19 protein-coding genes are annotated in these 19,295 nt (G+C 71.4%); 9 read left to right on the top strand and 10 right to left on the bottom strand.

The features are described 5' to 3' along the window. Positions 1 to 80 precede the first annotated feature (80 nt). Positions 81 to 974 (bottom strand): LysR family transcriptional regulator, encoded by an 894-nt coding sequence (locus tag WMF33_RS12780; RefSeq protein ID WP_437339477.1) that lies wholly within the window; start codon positions 972 to 974, stop codon positions 81 to 83. 103 nt (positions 975 to 1,077) lie between these two features. Here WMF33_RS12780 and WMF33_RS12775 point away from each other — a divergent pair, with 103 nt between their 5' ends. Together WMF33_RS12775 and WMF33_RS12770 are read left to right on the top strand one after the other, a co-directional pair. Beyond that, the gene (locus WMF33_RS12775) at positions 1,078 to 1,947 is read left to right on the top strand and encodes an NmrA/HSCARG family protein (RefSeq protein ID WP_437337388.1); all 870 of its coding nucleotides are present in this window, start codon (positions 1,078 to 1,080) and stop codon (positions 1,945 to 1,947) included. A gap of 41 nt (positions 1,948 to 1,988) precedes the next feature. Further along, complete coding sequence (locus tag WMF33_RS12770; RefSeq protein ID WP_437337387.1) at positions 1,989 to 2,462, top strand: SRPBCC family protein; 474 nt, start codon at positions 1,989 to 1,991, stop codon at positions 2,460 to 2,462. Here WMF33_RS12770 and WMF33_RS12765 read toward each other — a convergent pair whose 3' ends face one another. Continuing rightward, a complete protein-coding gene (locus WMF33_RS12765) occupies positions 2,463 to 3,539 on the bottom strand; it encodes an SDR family oxidoreductase (RefSeq protein ID WP_437337386.1) in 1,077 nt (358 codons plus the stop codon). It abuts the gene before it with no gap. 60 nt (positions 3,540 to 3,599) lie between these two features. On the opposite strand from WMF33_RS12765, the gene WMF33_RS12760 reads away from it, so the two are divergent. Then, positions 3,600 to 4,562 (top strand): LysR family transcriptional regulator, encoded by a 963-nt coding sequence (locus tag WMF33_RS12760; protein WP_437337385.1) that lies wholly within the window; start codon positions 3,600 to 3,602, stop codon positions 4,560 to 4,562. A gap of 479 nt (positions 4,563 to 5,041) precedes the next feature. Next, positions 5,042 to 6,469, top strand: coding sequence for a PA4780 family RIO1-like protein kinase (locus WMF33_RS12755; protein ID WP_437337384.1), 1,428 nt, complete (start codon positions 5,042 to 5,044; stop codon positions 6,467 to 6,469). A gap of 38 nt (positions 6,470 to 6,507) precedes the next feature. On the opposite strand, the gene WMF33_RS12750 is transcribed toward WMF33_RS12755, so the two are convergent. After that, entirely contained in the window at positions 6,508 to 6,690 is a 183-nt protein-coding gene (locus tag WMF33_RS12750) for a hypothetical protein (protein WP_437337383.1), read from the bottom strand. A gap of 23 nt (positions 6,691 to 6,713) precedes the next feature. Further along, entirely contained in the window at positions 6,714 to 7,193 is a 480-nt protein-coding gene (locus WMF33_RS12745; protein WP_437337382.1) for a DUF4260 domain-containing protein, read from the bottom strand. A gap of 113 nt (positions 7,194 to 7,306) precedes the next feature. Between WMF33_RS12745 and WMF33_RS12740 the strand changes: the two genes are divergently transcribed. Then, a complete protein-coding gene (locus tag WMF33_RS12740; protein ID WP_437337381.1) occupies positions 7,307 to 8,269 on the top strand; it encodes a LysR family transcriptional regulator in 963 nt (320 codons plus the stop codon). A 156-nt stretch (positions 8,270 to 8,425) separates the two neighbouring features. Here the strand turns inward: WMF33_RS12740 and WMF33_RS12735 are convergent, their stop codons facing one another. Beyond that, the gene (locus WMF33_RS12735) at positions 8,426 to 9,409 is read right to left on the bottom strand and encodes a hypothetical protein (protein WP_437337380.1); all 984 of its coding nucleotides are present in this window, start codon (positions 9,407 to 9,409) and stop codon (positions 8,426 to 8,428) included. Next, on the bottom strand, positions 9,373 to 9,822 hold the full coding sequence (locus tag WMF33_RS12730) for a hypothetical protein (protein ID WP_437337379.1): 450 nt from the start codon (positions 9,820 to 9,822) through the stop codon (positions 9,373 to 9,375). The genes WMF33_RS12735 and WMF33_RS12730 overlap by 37 nt, the downstream gene beginning before the upstream one ends. A 921-nt stretch (positions 9,823 to 10,743) precedes the next feature. On the opposite strand from WMF33_RS12730, the gene WMF33_RS12725 reads away from it, so the two are divergent. Beyond that, positions 10,744 to 11,706 carry an ATPase gene (locus WMF33_RS12725; protein WP_437337378.1) on the top strand — a complete coding sequence of 321 codons (963 nt, stop codon included), beginning with the start codon at positions 10,744 to 10,746 and terminating at the stop codon, positions 11,704 to 11,706. Positions 11,707 to 12,544: 838 nt separating this feature from the next. Here the strand turns inward: WMF33_RS12725 and WMF33_RS12720 are convergent. The 3 genes from WMF33_RS12720 to WMF33_RS12710 form a co-directional block, all read right to left on the bottom strand. Next, positions 12,545 to 13,726 (bottom strand): hypothetical protein, encoded by a 1,182-nt coding sequence (locus tag WMF33_RS12720; RefSeq protein ID WP_437337377.1) that lies wholly within the window; start codon positions 13,724 to 13,726, stop codon positions 12,545 to 12,547. Between the two features lie 180 nt (positions 13,727 to 13,906). Next, a complete protein-coding gene (locus WMF33_RS12715; protein ID WP_437339476.1) occupies positions 13,907 to 14,224 on the bottom strand; it encodes a type II toxin-antitoxin system VapC family toxin in 318 nt (105 codons plus the stop codon). 76 nt (positions 14,225 to 14,300) lie between these two features. Then, positions 14,301 to 14,540, bottom strand: coding sequence for a hypothetical protein (locus WMF33_RS12710; RefSeq protein WP_020734561.1), 240 nt, complete (start codon positions 14,538 to 14,540; stop codon positions 14,301 to 14,303). Between the two features lie 488 nt (positions 14,541 to 15,028). On the opposite strand from WMF33_RS12710, the gene WMF33_RS12705 reads away from it, so the two are divergent. Continuing rightward, the gene (locus WMF33_RS12705) at positions 15,029 to 15,208 is read left to right on the top strand and encodes a hypothetical protein (RefSeq protein WP_437337376.1); all 180 of its coding nucleotides are present in this window, start codon (positions 15,029 to 15,031) and stop codon (positions 15,206 to 15,208) included. Positions 15,209 to 15,346: 138 nt separating this feature from the next. On the opposite strand, the gene WMF33_RS12700 is transcribed toward WMF33_RS12705, so the two are convergent. Then, positions 15,347 to 15,769 carry a hypothetical protein gene (locus tag WMF33_RS12700; RefSeq protein ID WP_437337375.1) on the bottom strand — a complete coding sequence of 141 codons (423 nt, stop codon included), beginning with the start codon at positions 15,767 to 15,769 and terminating at the stop codon, positions 15,347 to 15,349. A gap of 634 nt (positions 15,770 to 16,403) precedes the next feature. On the opposite strand from WMF33_RS12700, the gene WMF33_RS12695 reads away from it, so the two are divergent. Both WMF33_RS12695 and WMF33_RS12690 read left to right on the top strand, forming a co-directional pair. After that, a complete protein-coding gene (locus WMF33_RS12695) occupies positions 16,404 to 18,161 on the top strand; it encodes a cytochrome-c peroxidase (protein ID WP_437337374.1) in 1,758 nt (585 codons plus the stop codon). A 91-nt stretch (positions 18,162 to 18,252) separates the two neighbouring features. After that, entirely contained in the window at positions 18,253 to 18,894 is a 642-nt protein-coding gene (locus WMF33_RS12690) for a hypothetical protein (RefSeq protein WP_437337373.1), read from the top strand. Positions 18,895 to 19,295 lie beyond the last annotated feature (401 nt).

Genomic DNA, 19,295 nt, shown 5'->3' with positions numbered 1-19,295 from the left:
CTCGAGGAGCACGACGGCCCCGGCGGCCGCGCCGTCCGCCCGCCGCGCATGACGCCTCGCCCGCGGCGGGGTCAGCCGCCTCATGCGCCGATAAAGGCCGCCAGCTCGTCAGGCTTTCCCATGGGAAAGGCTTCCTTCAAGTGGTCGAGGAAGGCGGAGACACGAGCGCTCAGCAGCCTCCGGGACGGATAGAGCGTCCACAGGGCGATGTCTGGGCCGTCCACATCGCCCCAATGCACAAGAGTCCCAGCGGCCAGATCGTGACTAACCAGCGAAATGGGGAGGCGTCCGGCGCCGACGCCCGCTCGGACAGCATCGCGGACCATGATGAGCGACGACAGGCGCAGGACTGGATCGACCACGATGCGTGATCTTCCAGCTGGCGCCATGACGTCCCAGGCTGCGGTCCGGTCGCCTGCCCCCCGCACGACAGCCGGAACAGCGAGGTTGCCCGCCGGTCGAGCGAGGCCCGGGCTCGCGACGACGACCAGCCGATCGCGCAGCAAGATCCGTCCGACGAGGCTCTCATCCGGATCCGGATTGACCCGGATCACCAGGTCATAACCTTCCTCGACCATGTCGACTTTCCGATCTTCCGTCGTAACCTCGAGCCGGACCTCCGGATGTTTCAGCGCGAACCCGGCCGCGATCTTGCCCATCGCGATCTGCGAGAAGAGCAAAGGCGCGCTGATTCGCAGCTTGCCTCGCGGCCGGCCCCCACCCGAGGCGATCGCCGCCGCGGTCTCGTCGAGCTCGGTGAGCAACGCCCCCGTTCGTTCGAAGAGCGCCCGTCCCTCCTCGGTGAGCTTCAGTGTGCGCCCCCCGCGCTCGAAGAGCCGCAGGTCGAGGGCGGCCTCCAGCTCCGCGACCCGGCGGGACAGGGTCGCTTTCGGGCGCCCCGCGGCGCGCGCGGCTCGTCCGAAGCCCCCGTGCCGGGCGACGAGGCTGAAATCAGCGAGAGCGAGCAAATCCATGCGTTCCACCAGCGAGACGGTCTGTCCCAAGGTAACGTCTATCGGCATAGCTGTGAACCACTAATTTGCAGGGTGTCTTTCGACCCAAACCGGAGCGACCCCCATGACCATCCTCGTTACCGGCGCGACCGGCACAGTCGGCCGCCACGTCGTCGAACAGCTCGCGAAGCGCGGCGCCGGCGTGCGCGCGCTCGTCCGCGATCCCGCCAAGGCCAACTTCCCGGCGGGCGTCGCCGTCGCGCAGGGCGACCTGCTCGACGTCGACGCGCTGCGGAGCGCCTTCTCGGGCGTCTCCACGCTCTTCCTGCTCAACGCCGTGGTGCCTGACGAATTCACCCAGGCCCTGATCGCGCTCAACCTCGCCCGCGAGGCCGGCGTCGAGCGGATCGTCTACCTGTCGGTGATCCACAGCGACCTCTACGTGAACGTGCCGCACTTCGCGGGCAAGTTCGCCGTCGAGCGCATGATCGAGCAGATGGGCCTCCGCGCCACCATCCTGCGCCCCGCGTACTTCATGAACAACGATCTCACGATCAAGGACGTGGTGACCGGAGTCGGTGTCTACCCGATGCCGATCGGCGGCAAGGGGCTCGCCATGATCGACGCGCGCGACATCGGCGAGATCGCAGCCATCGAGCTGCTCCGCCGCGAGCGGGCCGCCGCCCCGCTTCCCCTCGACCGGATCAACCTCGTCGGGCCCGACACGCTGACCGGCGCGGATGTCGCGGCCATCTGGACGGAGGTCCTGGGGCGCCCGATCGCCTATCCTGGCGATGACACCGCCGGATTCGAGCAGAGCCTCCGGCGGTTCATGCCGAGCTGGATGGCCTTCGACATGCGCCTGATGAGCGAGCGCTTCCTCAGCGAGGGCATGCTCCCCGCGGCCGGCGACGTGGCGCGTCTCACCACGCTCCTGGGGCGCCCCCTGCGCTCCTACCGCGACTTCGCCGCCGAGATCGCGACCTCGGGCTGACGGCCGAGCGAGCCTCGACACGCACGACAAGGAACATCCTCATGATCTATTCGACCGCCACCGTCCCCGTGAACCCCGAAGGCGAGACCGCGCTGACCCGCGCGCAGGCATGGGAGGGCCTGGTCCTCAAGGCCCGCGACGCCCGCCTGTTCCTCCCGCCCGGCCTCTGCACCCGTTGCGACGTCGTCGAGGAGAGCGCTTCTCACGTCGTGCGTGAGGCCACGATCGCGGGCGAAGACGTGCGCGAGATCATCACGTTCGAGCCGCAGAGCAAGGTCACCTTCTTCCAGGCCACCGGTCCCCGCGAGGGCGCGATCATCAACGAGCTGTTCGAGGACGCCGACGGCGCGCTCCAGCTCCGCTTCTACTGCTACCTCGGCCTGCGCGGCAAAGCGCCGAACGGCCCCGAGGAGCAGGCCGAGCAGGCGTGGATGAACGGCGACAAGGGCTACAAGAGCGCCTTGCTGTCGACGCTGAAGCGCACCCGCGAGCTGCTCGCGGAGGGCCGGCTCTGATCACCGCGAGGGGCATGTCTTTCTCCCGGGCGCGGCGCCGAAGCGCGTCGCCGCGAGGTAGTCGCACCAGCGCTCGACGCTCGTCCGGATCGGCGGCATCGCCAGCCCGATCGCGCGGGCGTGGGCGTCGGCCGCGCGGGTGTCATAGGCATCCTCGGCGAGGAACGACAGGCTCTCTCGCGGCACTCCGGTGAGCGCCTCCGGCAGCAGGCGTACCAGGCCGACGGGCAGCACCCACCTCGGGGGGCGGCGCTCCAGGTGGGCGGCGATGCCGCGGACCAGCGCGGGCAGCCGCGGCGTCGCCTGATCGAGGACGCAGAGGTCCTGTTCCGCGGTCTCGGGGCGCTCGGGCACGCTCGCCAGGAAGCGCGCCAGGTAGTCGACGGTCACCAGCGGCAGGAAGGTGCGCTCGCTGCCGACCAGGGCCGGCAAGCGGCCCTGCCAGAGCCGCTCGACCGTCTCGCCGAGGCCGGTGAGCTGCGTTGTCTCGCCGGTGCGCGAGTCGCCGATGACGCTGCTCGGATGCACGGCCGTCCAGCGCAGCCCGCGCTCGGCCGCGAAGCGGCGCACGGCGAGATACGACTCGTGCTTCGACGCCTCGTAGGCGCCGAGCCGGCGGTAGAGCCGGCCCCGCGCGCGCTCGGTCAGCGCGCTCTCCGCGCCCGGCCGGGTGCTCGCGTGCAGCATGCGGTAGCCGCCGAGATAGACGAAGCGCCGCAGGCGCGGCCGCGAGAGCGCCCACCCGGCCGCGTGCAGCGAGCCCTCGACATTGCAGCGCCGCGCCTCCTGCACGCCGAGCCCGAAGGCGAAGCGCGCCGCCAGGTGATAGACATCGCGCACCTGCTCGAAGCGGTCCGAAAGGCCGAGCGACGCCTCTTCCACATCGCCCTCGACCACCAGGAGCCGCCGCGAATCGCCGCCGTGCGCGTCGACGAACGCGGCGAGCGCCGCGGCCCGCTGCCGCGCGCGGCGCACCGGCGCCGCCACGACCTTCGTCCGGGTCAGCTCGGCCAGCAGCCAGCGCCCGATGAACCCCGTACCCCCCGTCACCAGAACCTCGACGTCGCTCACGTTCATAGGCCGCCCAGCATGCGTCGCTGGACCCATGATGAAAATTGGATGTATCTCATACCAGGCATGAGCGAGATCGATGTCCGCAGCATCAACCTGAACCTCCTTCCCGCCCTCGAGGCGCTGCTCATCGAGGGCAGCGTCAGCGCTGCGGCGCGCCGCGCCCACGTCAGCCAGTCGGCGATGAGCCACTCCCTGGCGCGCCTGCGCGAGCTCTTCGGCGATCCCCTGCTCACCCCCCTCGGCCGCGGCCTCGCCCCCACGCCGCGCGCCCTCCAGCTCCGGGCGGCCCTGCCCGCCGCCTTCGAGCATCTCCGCCGCGCCCTCGCTTCCCCCGAGCCCTTCGATCCGCGCACCTCGGCGCGCACCTTCCGTATCGCCACCGTCGACCATTTCGAGCTCACGACCCTCCCCGATGTGCTCGACCACCTGGGCAAACACGCCCCCTTCGTACGCCTGGAGATCGAGCGCTTCTCCCCCGATACCGTCCCCGCGCTGGTCGTCGGCGACGTCGATCTGGCCCTGATCGGCGCCTCGCAGCCCGTGCCCGCCGCTGGCCTCCGCCGCGCGCCGTTCTACGAGGAGCCCTTCGCCGTCGTGGTCCGCAAAGGCCACCCGGCGATCGCGCGCCGCCTCGACCTCGAGACCTACGTCTCCGTCGGCCACGTCCTCGTCAGCGTCGAGGGCCGCCGCGACGGCGCCGTCGACCGCGCCCTGGCCCGCCTCGGCGAGACCAGGCGCGTCGCCCTGCGCGTGCCTCACTTCATGGCCGCGCCCCTCGCCGTTCGCAGCTCCGATCTCATCTGCACGATCGCGAGCAGCGTCGCCCAGCGCGCCCGCGAGCTGTTCGGACTGCGGGTCTTCGCGCCCCCCTTCGAGCTGCCCGCCGCGCAGGTCGTGGCCCTGTGGTCGCAGCGCCACGACGACGACCCGGCGCAGCGCTGGTTCCGGGACCTCTTCTTCTCGGGCCGTGCCCTCTCGCCGCACCTGCGGGCCCTGGTCCGCCGGGGCGCGGGGGCATCCGGCTGACGGTCGGGCGCTACCTGCCCGGCGGCACGGAGGACGGTCGCGACGGCGAGCCCACCCCGACGCCGAACCCCAGCAACTACGGACGGCGAGGACGCGGGGACGGGGCCGACGTGGGCTGCACGGAAGGAAGCTACGGGAGCTACGGCGCGCGAGGCACCGTCGGCGCCCCCGGCCAGGTTATCGGGCGCATCGGCGAAGCCGGCTGGGAAACGGACCGGGGCGGCGACGGCGGCTGGGGCACGCCGGGCCAGCGCGGCGGCGGAGGCGGCGAGGGGGGCGAGAAGCCGGTCACGACGGGCAGGGGGACGTTCGCGCGTGCCACGGGCGGCGAGATCGCGCTCCAGCGTGTCCTTCGCCGGGACCTTCAGGCGGGCGACGCGCAGCCGCCGAAGCGTGGGCTACGGTTGCAGCGCACCATTTTTTGCGGCAAGAGGAGGCCGGGAGATTTTTCCTCCCAAGAAACGAAGACACACGAGAACATGCAAATTCCGAGCAACCTCACGTCGCTGGTCGACGAAGGGCTCATCGACGAGGTTGTGCGGCCGCTGATGAGCGGAAAGGAAGCGGTGGTCTTCCTCGTCCGGTCGGGCGGCGAGCTGCGCGTCGCGAAGGTCTACAAAGAAGCGCAGAACCGCAGCTTCAAGAACCGCGCGGCGTACACCGAGGGCCGCAAGGTGCGCAACAGCCGCGACCAGCGCGCGATGGACAAACGGTCGCGCCACGGCCGGGCTCAGGACGAAGCCGCCTGGCGCTCGACCGAGGTCGATATGATCTACCGCCTGCGCGACGCAGGCGTCCGCGTGCCGACGCCGTACCACGCGATCGACGGCGTGCTCGTGATGGAGTTGGTCGCCGACGCCGACGGCAGCCCCGCGCCTCGCCTCGCCGAGACGAGCCTCGACCGAGAGCAGGCCACGTGGGTCTACCATCGCCTGATCGGCGAGGTCATGCGGATGTTGTGCGCCGGCGTCGTGCACGGCGATCTGTCGGACTTCAACGTGCTCATGAGCGCCGACGGGCCAGTGATCATCGACTTCCCCCAGTCGGTGGACGCCGCGAAGAACCAGAACGCCAAGCAGCTCCTGCTCCGTGACGTCGACAACCTCCATCGCTTCCTCACGCGCTTCGTGCCCGAGCAACGGCGAGCCGCCTATGGTGAGGAGATGTGGGAGCTCTACGCCAGCGGCGCGCTTACCCCTGAGACCCGATTGACCGGCCGCCATCGGGTCTCCGAGCGAAGGGTGGATACCCGCGCCGTGCTCGACCTCATCGGCGACGCGAACTACGACGAGCGCAAGCGCCGCGAGCGTCAGGGCCTCAGCATGCGGGGAGCGCCGAAGACCGCCCCATCGCCCGCGCCCGCGCCCGCCCCCGAGGCGCCCACGACCGAGGGGCGAACGACCGATCCGCGGGACCGACCGCGGCGGGCGGAGAGGCCGGCTGCGCATGCCGGGAATGGGGGCGGGCCAAGGCCGCGGCAGCACGGACCAGGGCGAGGGCCGCAAAACGCCGGGCCTGACCAGAGGCCGCAGCACGCGGGCAACGCGCCTGCCCAAAGGCCACCACAGCACCCATCAGGACAACCGCCGGTGCAGTACGAGGCGAGGCAGCGACCACAGCGGCATCGGCCAGACCATCGGCCGGCCCAGCATGCGACGGCGCAACGGCCCGCGCAGCACGAGGCGGCGCCCAGGCCGCAGCAGCACGAGGCGCCGCACAGGCCGCAGCAGCACGAGGTGGCGCCCAGGCCGCAGCAGCACGAGGCGCCGCACAGGGCTCAACAGCACCAGGCGATGCAAGGGCCGCCGCAGCAAGGGGAGCCTCAGGCGGCGTCGCGGCCACGCCGCCGTGTCGTCATCTCGGTGAGCACCAGCGATCGGCGTTCGGGCACGCGCCGGAACCCCTGATAGGCCCCGCGTGGGGTCGCCCGCGGCGGGTCCGCGCGTCACCGCGTCTCAGCGTGCTGGGCGCGCACGGCGGTGAGGTGATCGCGGAGCTGGGGATGGGCGGAGCGGCAGCTCGCCGGCCCTCCTGTGCAGTCCGTCGACCCTCCTGCGAGCTTGGCGAACGCTTTCGGGCCGACCCCGACCGCGTCGCGGAACACGCGGCGGAGGTGGCGCTCGCTCACGCCGAGATCGTCGCCGATGGCATTCACGTGGCTCGACGCAAAGAGCGCTTCGAGCCCACGCGGCCGAGGTGCGTGTCGCCGAACGCCGTCCCGTACTTGAGCCCATAGCCCAGCATCCGATCGAAGCCGATGTGCCCGACCCAGATCGCCGCGCCGAGCAGCAGCGCCGGCGAGCCAAGCGCGACCGACGCGACCGCGAGCAGCGCCGGCGCCAGATGGCTGTGCCCCGCGTTGTAGGCGAGCGCGCCCACCTGCGGGCCCGCAAGGTAGCCGAGCATCGACAGGTCGGGCAGGAAGAACAGCGCCGCGAACCATCCCCAGCGCCCGCCCAGGTGCGCGTAGGCGAGCAGCGCTGCTCCGAGCACGAGCGCGCCCTCGAGGCGCAGGAGCGCGCGCGGCATGCCCTTGGCCCCGCCCGCCGAGACCTCGCAGGTGGGCTGCGGCGCGGGGCGGCGGGTCGAGGGAGCAAGGTCGAGCGCAGGGAGCGTCGCGGCGGTGGTCATGGTCGTCCTCCTCGTGGTGCGTACCGGCGCGGGCGCCGGCGACGTGGAGAGCATGGCCGCCGCGGGGGCTCATGAACATTGTACAAAGGCGTCCATCCGCTCATCATCTTTTGATGAGCCCAGCCGAGCCCTCGTGGGACCTCTACGGTGCCTTCCTCGCCGTCATGCGCACCGGCAGCCTCTCCGCCGCCGCGCGCGCCCTCGGCGTCGCGCAGCCCACCGTGCGCCGCCAGATCGAGCAGCTCGAGGCGCAGCTCGGCGTCGTGCTCTTCACCCGCGCGCCGAACGGCCTGGTGCCGACCGAGCTCGCGCTCGCCACGCTGCCCTACGCCGAGTCCATCGCCGCGAGCGCGCGCGCCCTCGTGCGCGCCGTGTCGAGCCCCGCCGATGCCGACCGCGGCACCGTGCGCGTCACGTGCAGCGAGGTCGTTGGCGCCGAGGTGCTTCCCCCGATGCTCGCCGCGCTCCGCGTCGCTCATCCGCGCCTTCAGATCGAGCTCGTCGCCACGAATCGCACCGAGGATCTCCTGCGCCGCGACGCCGATGTCGCCGTGCGCATGGCGGAGCCGACGCAGGCCGGCCTGGTGAGGCGCTGCGCCGGGCGCGTCGAGCTCGGCCTCTTCGCCACCAAGGCGTACCTCGCCGCGCGCGCTGCCCCGACGTCGCTCGCGGGGCTCGTGCCGGACCACGCGCTCATCGGCGCCGACCGCTCCCGCGCCATCATCGACGGGCTCGCCGCCGCCGGGCTCGTCACCACGCCGCGCGATTATGCGTTCCGCAGCGACAGCGACATCGCGAAGCTCGCCGCGGTGCGCGCCGGCCTCGGCATCGGGGTGTGCCAGCTCCCGCTCAGCCGGCGGCCGGTGCCGCTCGTGCGCGTGCTGCCCGCGCTCGCCTTCCACCTGGACGTCTGGGTCGTCATGCACGAGGACCTGCGCGCCGTGCGCCGCGTCCGCCTCGTCTTCGAGCACCTCGTCGCGCAGCTCGGCGCCTACGCGACCCAGACACGCGAACCACGGCCGGTGGCGGCGAAGGCCCGGCCGCCGGGCGCGCGGGGAGGGCGCAGCGCGGGCTGAGCGGCGAGGACCCGTTCATGGCGACGGAGGTGGGGTCTCCCCAAAAACGTATGGGGTTCGGACCTAAACACGCGGAGATTGCCCTCGACCACGCGCTCGGGAACCTGCCGGAGCCCGAGCGGCTCACCGACAAGTTCTGCCGAGGAGGCAGAATCACTAGTCTTTGATGCCGACGCACGAGCCATCGACGCACGCGGGGCGCCCCGTCATGTATTGCTCGCTGCTGCAGTGGGGCTCCGCCGGGAGACAGTCCACGCAGGCCTCCTCGCCCGCGAGGCGCAGCGTCTCGTGGGTCATGTCGATGGCGTTGCGGGCGATGGGGACCGGACAGCGGGGGCCGCAGCGCGTCCACAGCGACGAGAACGTACAATCCAGGTCCGTCTCGCAGGCGCGCGTCAGCGCGAGCGTCGCGGCTAGCTCGGGCTCGAAGGCGTCGCGCTGCTCGAAGCAAGCTGCAGACTGCGTGGTGCACTGCGCGCAGCACCCGGAACCGGTGAAGGCCAGCTCCTGCCCTTCCGGACAGGCGCTGGGACACTCGACGTCGGCGCACGCATCGACCGGCACCGGCGGCGGCTCGGGTTGCAACGGCGGATCGACGCACACCGGGCAGCAAGCACCTGCCGCCGAGCGCGGCTCCTGGCCGTCCGGGCACGCGAGCGGGGCGCATTGGCGCAAGTCGCACCCGTCGCTGACGGGCGAAAGCTGGGCTTCGCACGCCAGGGTCGAGGACGGACTGCCACCTTTGCGGCGGACAAAGCAGCTCAGTTTGTACGTGTCCTCGGCGTCCGCCTGCTTTTTCGCACTGCATTCGCGCTCGATGCCGTCTGCCTCCTCGGCCCGCAGGGTGAACCCCGAACTCAAACCATTGCTGCTGTGCCCCGAGCGAGGCAAGCCCGTCTGGTCCCCGCTCACGCTGACCGAGCACGACGCATCCCCCAGCTTGATGGTGACGACGCCAGCGGGACCACAATCGCCGGTCACGTTGACGGTGATGCTCTCGGCGTCGTTCAGAACGCACGTCGGAATGTCCCCGCCGTGCGCCACCAGCGAGGCGCCCGTCGCGATCAGCGCCACCAGCTCGAGCTTCTGAGCTACCCACCTCTTCATCGTTTTCTCCCCTGATTGTTCGACCACCAGCACGCGAGCAGCACCATCGGCAACGCGAGCAGGTCGGTCGGATCCACGCGATTGGCTGGTGACCGCAGCGCCACGAGCGAGCCGAGCGCGGCGCAAAAGCCGTCGAGCACGGCCGACGCCGCTGCGCTCGTCTTCACCAGCGTGAATACCAGCGCCGTCGTGACGGCCCCGAGCGCCACCCGCCGCGCTCGCGACCAGCGCGTGACGCGAGCGAGCAGCGCCGCCACGAACAGCGGCAAGAAGAAGCAGGCGGCAAAGTCGCTGAGCTTGCCGGCGAGCACGACCGGCGCCCGCCCCTTGAGCCAGAAGTTATTGAGCGTGAACAGCGCGACGGCCGCCAGCGGCGCCCACGCCAAGAACTCGGGCGCGCGCCGCCCTTCCTGAAGGGTCCCTTCCATGTCGACCTCGGTTCCCACCCTGGCAAGCTTCGCTCGCGAGCCCGGCAAGCTTCGGACCAGCGGACTTTCCGCGAAATTTTCGGTGCGCGGCCTCCGATACGGCCTGACAGCTGCGCCCTACCTGTGTGAACTCGCCACCGGTGACGGTGACGTGTGCCTGCCGCCCCGAATCGCCCCGGCTCGCGCGCGTCGCCCCCTGCCCGAAGGCGCTTCGGCCCGCCTCTGGCTCGCCTATCGGACGATATAGCGCTACCGCGGCACGCCTGCGCAGCCCCGCCGGCCCTCCTGTGCAACCCCGCCGCCCCTCCTGTGCAGCCCCGCCGCCCCTCCTGCGCAGCCCCGCCGCCCCTCCTGCGCAGCCCATTGGCCCTCCTGAACAAGCCCCGGCGCCCTCCTGCGCAGCGCCGTCGGCCGGCCTGCGCAGCCCATTGGCCCTCCTGGACAAGCCCCGGCGCCCTCCTGCGCGGCCCCCGTGGGTCTCCTGCGCAGCCCCGCAGGCTCTCCTGCGCGGCTTGGGCGCCCTCCTGCGCACCCCCAGTTGGTGTCCTGCACTACACTGGCCCCAGTCCTGCGCGGCCCTCGCGACCCTCCTGCGCGCCCCCGTTGGGGTCCTTCGTCATCATCGTCGGGATCCTGCGCAGGCCCGATGGGTCTCCTGCGCAGCCCCGGCGTCGTCTCGCGCGCCTTTTGTGGTTGCAGCGCAACTCTTTTTCTTACGTGCACCACCTCCGCGGCCCGCTGCCCGCGGCGCCAGGCACGCCGCCCCCTCGATTCGGTGCGCGGCACATCGCCTCTCCCAGCCTCGGCCCGAGCGCCTCCATCGCGGCGCGACCGACTCGTGCTCTCCTCTGGCCAATGCCTTGTTCGCCGATACCCTCGCCGATCTTCCAGCCCCTCATTCCGAGGGGCGCTGCCCCGACAAGGAGGCGTATTTTTACCATGGCAAAGGCATCCACCACCACGTCGCCCAGGACCAACACGGCCGCAACGAAGCGCGCGTCGCGTGAGACACGGGGCGCGCCTCGCTCCTCGACGGGCGCAGCAGCGTACACGCTGAGCGCCGCCCGCGAGGCCGAGCTCCTCCGAGAGGCCGAGTCGCTGGGCGACAACACCATGATTTTCCCCGGCAAGCTCGCCCGGCGCGTCATCTGGTCGAGCCGCATCCAGCTCGCCGCCGAGCGCGACGCGGCCGATCTCGTCCGCACCCCCTTCCCCGAGGACGAGCCCGCGCTGACACGCGAGGAGATCCGCGCGCTCCGCGACAGGATCGAGCTCCTGCGCGTCACGCAATCGCGCTGGCAAGCCGTGCAGCAGCGCCAGGAGCAGGCCGTCGCGATGTTCAAGGGGCCGGCCGCCGAGGCCGCCCTGCACCGGCAAACGCTCCTCCGCTTCTTCGAGCTCCGCTTCAAGAACAGCCCCGAGGGGCAAAAGCGGCTCATGGCGATCCGCGCGGGCAGCGGCGACGCGGATCTGGTCCAGGACGTCTCCGACCTGCTCTTGCTCTGCTCCGAGCACGCGGAGGCCCTTCGTAAGGCGCCTCGCGGCGAGGGCGACGCGGCGGCCCGCCTCCGCGCGCTCTCGCCCGAGCTCGCGCGCATGCTCGCCGACAAGACGTTCTCTCCCGAGGCGCAGCGCGCGCGCAAGCTCCGCGACGCCGCATACACGCTCGTCATGCACGCCGAGCGGAGGCTGCGCGCCGCCGCGGAGTACTGGTATGCCGGCACCGACAGGATGAAGGATTATGCGCCCTTCCCCGTCTCCCGCGGCGCCGCGTCCACCGGAGATGAAGAGGAAGAGGAGGAAGGCGAGGCCGCCGCGGAGGACGGCGCGCCGGAAGGCGACGCGTCGGAGGTGGACGCAACGGAAGACGGCGCGCCGGGCGAGGACGAAGACGAGGGGTGATCGCCCCAGGCCGCGGCGGGCGCGTCAAGGAGGGGGGGCGCCTGGCGCGTCGCGAGGAGTCGAGGCTCCCCAGCCAGCGCGCCGGCCCGGCCGGGCGCCACGCGGGGGAGGCGCGGGCGGGGGCCGGCGGCTGCGGTGGCTGCGTGGCCGAGGCGACAAGGGGGGCGAGAACGGCTCACCGAGCATCGGCATCGTCGCGCTGCACGCCAGGGTGACCGTCCGCGCGGCGCCGGTCACCTATTCCCATCAGGGGCCTGGCTGCGGCGCGGCCTGGCACGTGCCGGCCACGCACGCGAGCTGCGGCGGTGGCGGGCACGGGCCGCACTGGAGGTTCCGACACGCGGGGGGGCTACGGGCGTTGAGCTCACGGAAGAAGGCTCCGCTGCCGTCGTAGACCATCAGGTCGGACGCACTCGCGACCGCCCGTGACGAGACAAGGTCTGGAGGAGCGTCTCGGCCGCCGCAAACGCTCGGTCGGGCGACCACACGGAGTAGGACCGGCCCGCCCGGAGCGCAGGCGGCGCCTCCGCCTCCGCCAGCTCCTGTGCGAGGAACTGGAACAGCTTGAGCTCGTCAGCACGCGGCAAAGACTGGATCTCCGGGAGCAACTCCACGAGCGACATGACGCGTCACCTCACTTGGTTCTCAGCGATGAACTCGTCGTCCAGCCCGGGGCGCCTCTCGTGGTCCGCCACGCACGGCGATGCGGCCTCCAGGTCGATGGCCCGCCGCACCGGCGCCAGGCTGCAGCTTGGCGCATGGACGCCGAGGACGTCGCGGCGAGCAGCCCAAGGATGATGAGGAAAGATCACAGAACGCTGGGACGCTCGGCGGATCGTCACGGCCCCGTCACGAGACCCGAGATGTGGATCTGTACGAGCGGACCACTCGCCTCGTCGTAGACCACCACACTCGAGCCTCCGATCTCGCGTCGGACGATCACGTCCTGAAACACCATCGGCCCTTCTCCGAGCTGCAGCAGCGCGCCCGTCGCCTCCAGCGCGTGATGCCGGTGGGGAGAGAAGGGCTGCACCGTGTACCCCGCGGGCACCGGTGGATACGAGCCGACGAGCGTCGCCGTCCCGGTCGCGTCGATCTGCCAGAGCTCGACTGCCCCGCTCTCCTGGCCCGTGGCGAGCGCGACGCGGAACGAGTCCGGCGCGAGCGCGCGCACGGCGAGCAGCGGAGCGTTCGGCAGGCCGACGATCGGCACCGAGCTCGCGTTGGCGAGATCGACGACGCGGTGCTGAGTGAGCGCGAGGTTCGAGTAGCCGAGGTGGACGAGCATGTCCTCCTCGTCGCCGTACACCATAACGCCGTTCGAGTCGTACCAGTGCCTGTTCGCGTCGCCGGAGCAGCTGTGAATCCACGATCCCCCGGGCCCCACCTTGATGTCCTCGATCCAATCGTTGGGGACGCATGGTGCCGTCGGCAGGACGAGGTCGTTCGCGTCCGAGCCGTTGAGGTACGTGCCCACGTAGGGACATGCGTCGCACACGAACTCGCGAACCGATCCTGCGAGCACGTAGAGCAGCTTGCCGCTGTCCTGGAGGCGCGCGCTGAACTCATCGTAGGCGCCAATGAACCCGACGGCGGCCGTGTTCGGGTCGCTCCAGTGGGCCATGGCGTCACGACCGCTGGAGCCCGGCTGGACCGTCCCCAGCAGGTAGACCTCCGCAGGATCGAACACATCGCTGATGTTGCCCGGACCGCCGCCGCCGGCGCTGACCGCACCTCCCGCCCCGCCGCTTCCGCTGCTCGCGTTCGTCGAGGTCGAGCCGCCGCCCGCGCCAGCCGATGTCGAGCCGCCGCCCGCGCCAGCCGACGTCGAGCCGCCGCCCGCGCCAGCCGACGTCGAGCTGCCGCCCGAGCCGGCCGACGTCGAGCCGCCGCCCGCGCCAGCCGACGTCGAGCCGCCGCCCGAGCCGGCCTGGGCGCTCGACGTGGAGCCGCCGCCGGGATCCAGGACGAGGACCTCGGACCCGCAGGCGCCCAACGTGAACGTGCCGAGGATGAGCATCGAGGCGCGCGTGCCAACGCGCCGATGCCGAGGAGCTCCATCTCCTCGCGGATCCGGGCCGACGTCGTCGCGACCACGGTCGTCTCGCCCGGAGGCCGTCGGGCGCAGTGCCCCTGCTGGGCGGAGTCTCGATGGAATGACACCATATATCGGTCGACGCATACCTTGATCCCAGCACGATCATGCATCTGCCCAGATCACACGGACATCGTAGGGCGCCATGAGCCGATCGGCGGTGACGAGCTGGATGTCCTCGACCTGGGCCTGCGCGACCAAGATCCGGTCAAATGGTTCCTTGTGATGCGGGGGAAGTCCGGCGACCTGGAGGGTGTGCCGTTGCTCGATGGGCAGGGAAAGGTGACCGAGGGCGGCCATGCGAGAAGGAATGTATTCGGCAGGCGGGATGGGAAGGGAGAGCTTTCCGAGCGCGTGCTTGATGACGATTTCCCATGCTGTCGCAGCCGAGATGTAGACGTCAGCACCTTCTGCGACGAGCATCTCCACGACGTCGCGCCTGATCCTCTCGGGGTCGGCGACGAGCCAGAGCCAGCAGTGTGTGTGTCGAGCAGCAACCTCATGTCTCACCATCGAACGCTCGCTGTAGGTCCTCCGGCAGCGGCGCGTCGAAGTCATCGGCGATCTGGACCGTACCTCGATCCATGCCAAGCGCTGCCCGCTTGTCGCGCGGCGCAGCCTTTTGCGGAGAGGAGATGAGGACGATCACCTCCGCCGGGCCTTCTGGGAGGTCTGCGGGCACCTGCAGCTCTACCCGACGGTCTGCAGGGATGACGATGGGGATCTTGGCGGCTCGCACGATGCTTCCTCCTACTCCGTTACCGGCGATCTCAGTCTAGCGTCAGAGCTCCCCGGCGTCACGAGCGATGCCCGAGGCGGGCCGGCCGGTGCGCGCGCCCCCGACGGACACGTCCTACAGGCGCCGGCTCGACCCGGCGCGATGCGCCGGAACCTGCGCCTGAGAGACCGTATCCCGGTCTTTACAAGCGCAATGCCCCAGTTCACCTGCGGGACCTTTGGCCTCCAGGCGCGCCGAACGTACCCGCCGGGCGCGGAACCCGCCAGGCGAGAAACCTGATGCGTGACGCCCGTCAGGTGCGACGCCACGTTAGCGAGCAGGCGCGTCGGACTGGACCGCATCCTCCGGAAACACCTCCTCCTGTGCACGCGTCGCGCGAGACACGGGGCGCGCCTCGCTCCTCGACGGGCGCAGCAGCGTACACGCTGAGCGCCGCCCGCGAGGCCGAGCTCCTGCGAGAGGCCGAGTCGCTGGGCGACAACACCGTGATGTTCCCCGGCAAGCTCGCCCGGCGCGTCATCTGGTCGAGCCGCATCCAGCGCGCCGCCGAGCGCGACGCGGCCGATCTCGCCCGCACCCCGGGTCCGGCGGCTGCGGTGGCCGACGCGGCAAGCGGGCGAGAACGGCTCCCCGAGCGTCGGCATCGTCGCGCTGCACGTCAAGGGTGACCGTGCGCGACAGCGAGATCGAGACGTCCGACGGCGACCCGGGCGGCGACGGCGGCGAGCCCCGGCGAGGCGGACGAGGCATGACCGCCCAGCCAAGGGCATCGTGACCGTCCGCGCGGCGCCGGTTACCTATTCCCATCAGGGGCCTGGCTGCGGCGCGGCCTGGCACGTGCCGGCCACGCACGCGAGCTGCGGCGGTGGCGGGCACGGGCCGCACTGGAGGTTCCGACACGCGGGGGGGCTACGGGCGTTGAGCTCACGGAAGAAGGCTCCGCTGCCGTCGTAGACCATCAGGTTGGACGCACTCGCGACCGCCCTCGACGAGATCGTGCCGCAAGAGCAGCAGCGGTCGGCCGCGGCCACGATCACGCAGTCCGACGCGGCAGCGCAGGTCGCCGGGCCCGGCGGCAGGGGCGCCCCCGTCGGCTCGCCGGCGACGGTCGCCGTCGATGCCGCCGTCGGCGTCACGGCGGCAGCGGGCGGCCGCTCCGCGCCCAGCGGGGGCCCACTCGGACGGTGTTCGCCGCCGCACGCGGCCAGCAGCGCGGCGATCGCAATCACGAGACGACCAGCTCCTCGACCCAAGCTCGTATGCATTCCGGGGGAACGGTCGACCTTCCTGCCCCCTTACAGTGCTTCACTGCGGCCACGGCGGCCCGGGGCGCGGGGGCGATTCGATCGGCACCGCCTACCTCGACGAGGACCGGCTCACGGCCCTGGGCGTCACCTTCACGCTGGGGCCTCCGGGCGAGGGCGGCATCCACTGGGACGAGCAGGGCGAGACGATCGCCGGGGAGGATGGCGTCGCCCTCGAGACGCGCCGGTTTGCAACCACGAAGCACCCTCCGGCTCGACGAGGCGGCGGCGCGGAAGACGGCCCTCGCGCCGGAGCTCCCTCCCGCTCCGCGCTGCCCCCCGCGTGGCTGTCCGTAACACTGATGCCAGGCGACCACACCCACCCTGCCGCCGCCTACCGCTCCCCGCACCTCCGAACCCCGCGCCTCCCGGGCCCGCCGCGCGCCCCCGCGCCCCTGCACCCGCGCACGCGCCTTGCTCTTGCTCGGCCGCGCGCCGTCGACTCCCCGACTGCGTAATGGGTTTGCTGTTGCTCGCGCTCGCCGAGCAGCCCGCCACCTCCGGAGGCCTCATGCATCGGAACCTCTCCCGCACGACACCCCACCTGGCCCTCGCGGCCTTGAGCGCGATTACCGCCGGCGTCGCGGCCTGCTCCTCTCACCCCGACGACTCCGCGAATCGGTTGCCGTCGAGCCCCGCGATCGACGAGCCCCCGCCGCCCATCAGCGGCGGCACGCTGCTGATCGCCCGCGACGGGCACACCGCCGTGGCGGCCGACCCAGATCGCGACGGCGTCTGGGTGGTCGACACCGACGGCGGCGAGCCCCGCGCGATCCCCCTCGCGCGCGGCGACGAGCCCGGGCGCGTCGTCGAAGACGGGGCCGGCCGCGTCCACGTCGCCCTGCGCCGCGCTGGCGAGCTCGCGACGATCGATGTCGGGACGGCGAAGGTGCTCGACCGGCGCGCCGTCTGCCCCGCGCCGCGCGGCCTCGCCTACGACGCGTCGCTCGACGCGATCCATGTGGCCTGCGCCGGCGGCGAGCTCGTGACGCTCCCGGCCCAGGGCGGCGCCGCGCTCCGGAAGCTACGGCTCGACGCCGACCTGCGCGACGTGATCGTCGAGGGCGATCGCCTGCTCGTCAGCCGGTTGAAATCCGCGGAGACCCTCGTCGTCGGCCCGGACGGAGCGGTGCTCTCGCGGCGGTCGCTCCCGTGGTTCAGCGCGCACGCCGCCATCGCCTCGGACTACCGCCCCTCGGTCGCCTGGCGCATGGTCGCCCTCCCCGGCGGCGGCGCGGCGATGGTCCACCAGCGCGCGTTGACCTCGCCCGTCGTGCTCGCCCCCACGGGCTACTACGAGGCTGCCGGATGCGATGGCGGCATCCTGCACGGCGCCGTCAGCGTCCTGCCCCCGGCCTCGGCGGCTCCAGGGGACGGAGCCGAGCTCCCGACGCCGGCCCTCTGGCAGATCGCGCTCCCGGTCGACATCGCGGTGGCGCCGGACGGAAAGCGCGCCGCGGTCGTGGGCGCCGGCAGCTACACGACCGAGCTCATCGATCTCGACACCGTCACGAGCGAGGACGCCTCGGGCACGTGCGGTCGCTACAATCAGTGGCAGCACTCGAACCAGCCGATCGCCGTCGCCTTCACGGCGCGGGGCCGTCTGGTCGTCCAGTTCCGCGAGTCGGCGAGGATCGAGGTGCGCGATCTCGACACGCTCGATCGCGTGGGCATCGACCTCCCCGGCGACAGCGTGAGGGACCCGGGACACGCGCTGTTCCACGAGCCGCCGCTCGGCTCCCGCGGCATCGCGTGCGCCTCCTGCCATCCGGAAGCGCAGGAGGACGGTCACACGTGGCGCTTCGACAAGCTCGGCCTCCGGCGCACCCAGACGGTCGCGGGCGGCGTGCTCAAGACAGCTCCCTTCCACTGGAGCGGCGATCAGAGCGACCTCACCCACCTCATGCAGGAGGTCTTCGTCTCGCGCATGGGCGGCTCATGGCCCGGCGATCGGAATGTCGAGCACCTCGAGCGCTTCCTCGAGAGCGTGCCGGCGTTCCCCGCCTCGCCCCCCGACGATCTGGCCGCCGTCCGGCGAGGAGAGGTCCTGTTCCATGACCCGCAGGTAGGCTGCGCGAAATGCCACGCGGGGCCGATGCTCACGAACAACCTCAACGAGGATGTCGGTTTCGGCGAGGCATTCCAGGTGCCCTCGCTGATCGGCCTCTCCGCGCGAGCGCCGTTCATGCACGACGGCTGCGCGAGGACGCTCCGCGACCGGTTCGACCCGGCCTGCGGCGGCGACCGCCACGGCGACGTCTCCGCGCTCGCCCCGGCGCAGCTCGACGATCTCGTGGCGTACCTCGAGTCGCTCTGACGCCACGGAAGGCGCTCCGCCGCTCAGGCCGAACGCCGCTCCCTGCGCGTCGTCATTGGTGCATGCGCTGGTGGAGTGCTACGGTATACAGATGATCTGGACCGGCATGGATCGCAGCACCTACCTCCGTGAGGATTTGTGGCTGGGCGGTTACTTCGAGCTGGCGCTCGAGATCGGGCCAGCAGGAGATGACCGTCGTGCCAAGCGCGCGCTCGAAGCGCTGTGGCAACACCCGGCGCTGCGCGGGCCATGGGAGCGCAAAGACGCGTTCGGCTCTGATCCGATCGTGCCTGTGCTTCACCCGTCGTCTCTCCTGGGGTGCTTGAGGTTCGACGATGTGGAGCTCGGCTGCGTGTCGTGGCTCATCCGGGAAGAATCGGGCTCCGATTGGATCGACCTCTCGATTCCCACCGGGATGCTCGAGGCTGCATTCGGGGCTTCGTACCCTTTCGATCCGCAGAAGGATCCCTGGCTCGTGCGCCTGGAGCGTCTCCTCGCGACGATGGGTGCGCGCATCTTCGAGGTGGAGCCCTTCCAGCTAGGTCTGCTGGGGGAAGACGCGTCTGGTGTGAGCAGCGCGCCCGACCTCACTGTCGAGGAGTGTGAGCAGGGCGGGCTCTTGGTCCCGCTGCAGCTCTGGGAGTCATGTGGATCCAGGCGGGCTTCGGAGCTGATCGCGCCCGGTCTGGTGTTCGTATCGCTCTTCGGCCCGCACATCGCGTCCGGCGGCTGACCAGCGCTTGCTGCGGACGATCCTGCGCTCGCCGCTGAAGCGCCGGTACCTCAGGCTCACAGCGCGAACCCCGACCCCAAGCGGAGTCTGGCCGCCACGTCTTTGCTGGCGTGAGACCCGTGCGGCGCGGCTCGCTGCGACCGGCCAGGCCGTGCCTAGCGGTCGCCACGCGGGTCCCTGTCGCCTTCGGTGTGCCTCGTCGCGGTGCTTGTGGGTGCGCGAGCGCATCACTCGGTTGATGCGTCGATCGTCGACGCCGAGGCCCGAGGTGGATCCCGGTCGAGCGATGCAGTTCACGCGCGCGGCGCGCTGTCCGGATCGCGCGTAGTGAGCTGACGCCAGACGACGCCCGCGGAGGATTCGGCGGAGCTGTCGGTCACGGCGACGATCGCACCGGAGGC

The organism is Sorangium sp. So ce394 (assembly GCF_051474665.1).
GTDB lineage: Bacteria > Myxococcota_A > Polyangia > Polyangiales > Polyangiaceae > Sorangium > Sorangium cellulosum_D.
The sequence above is the reverse complement of the archived record's forward strand: the minus strand, read 5'-3'. Positions and strand labels throughout refer to the sequence as shown.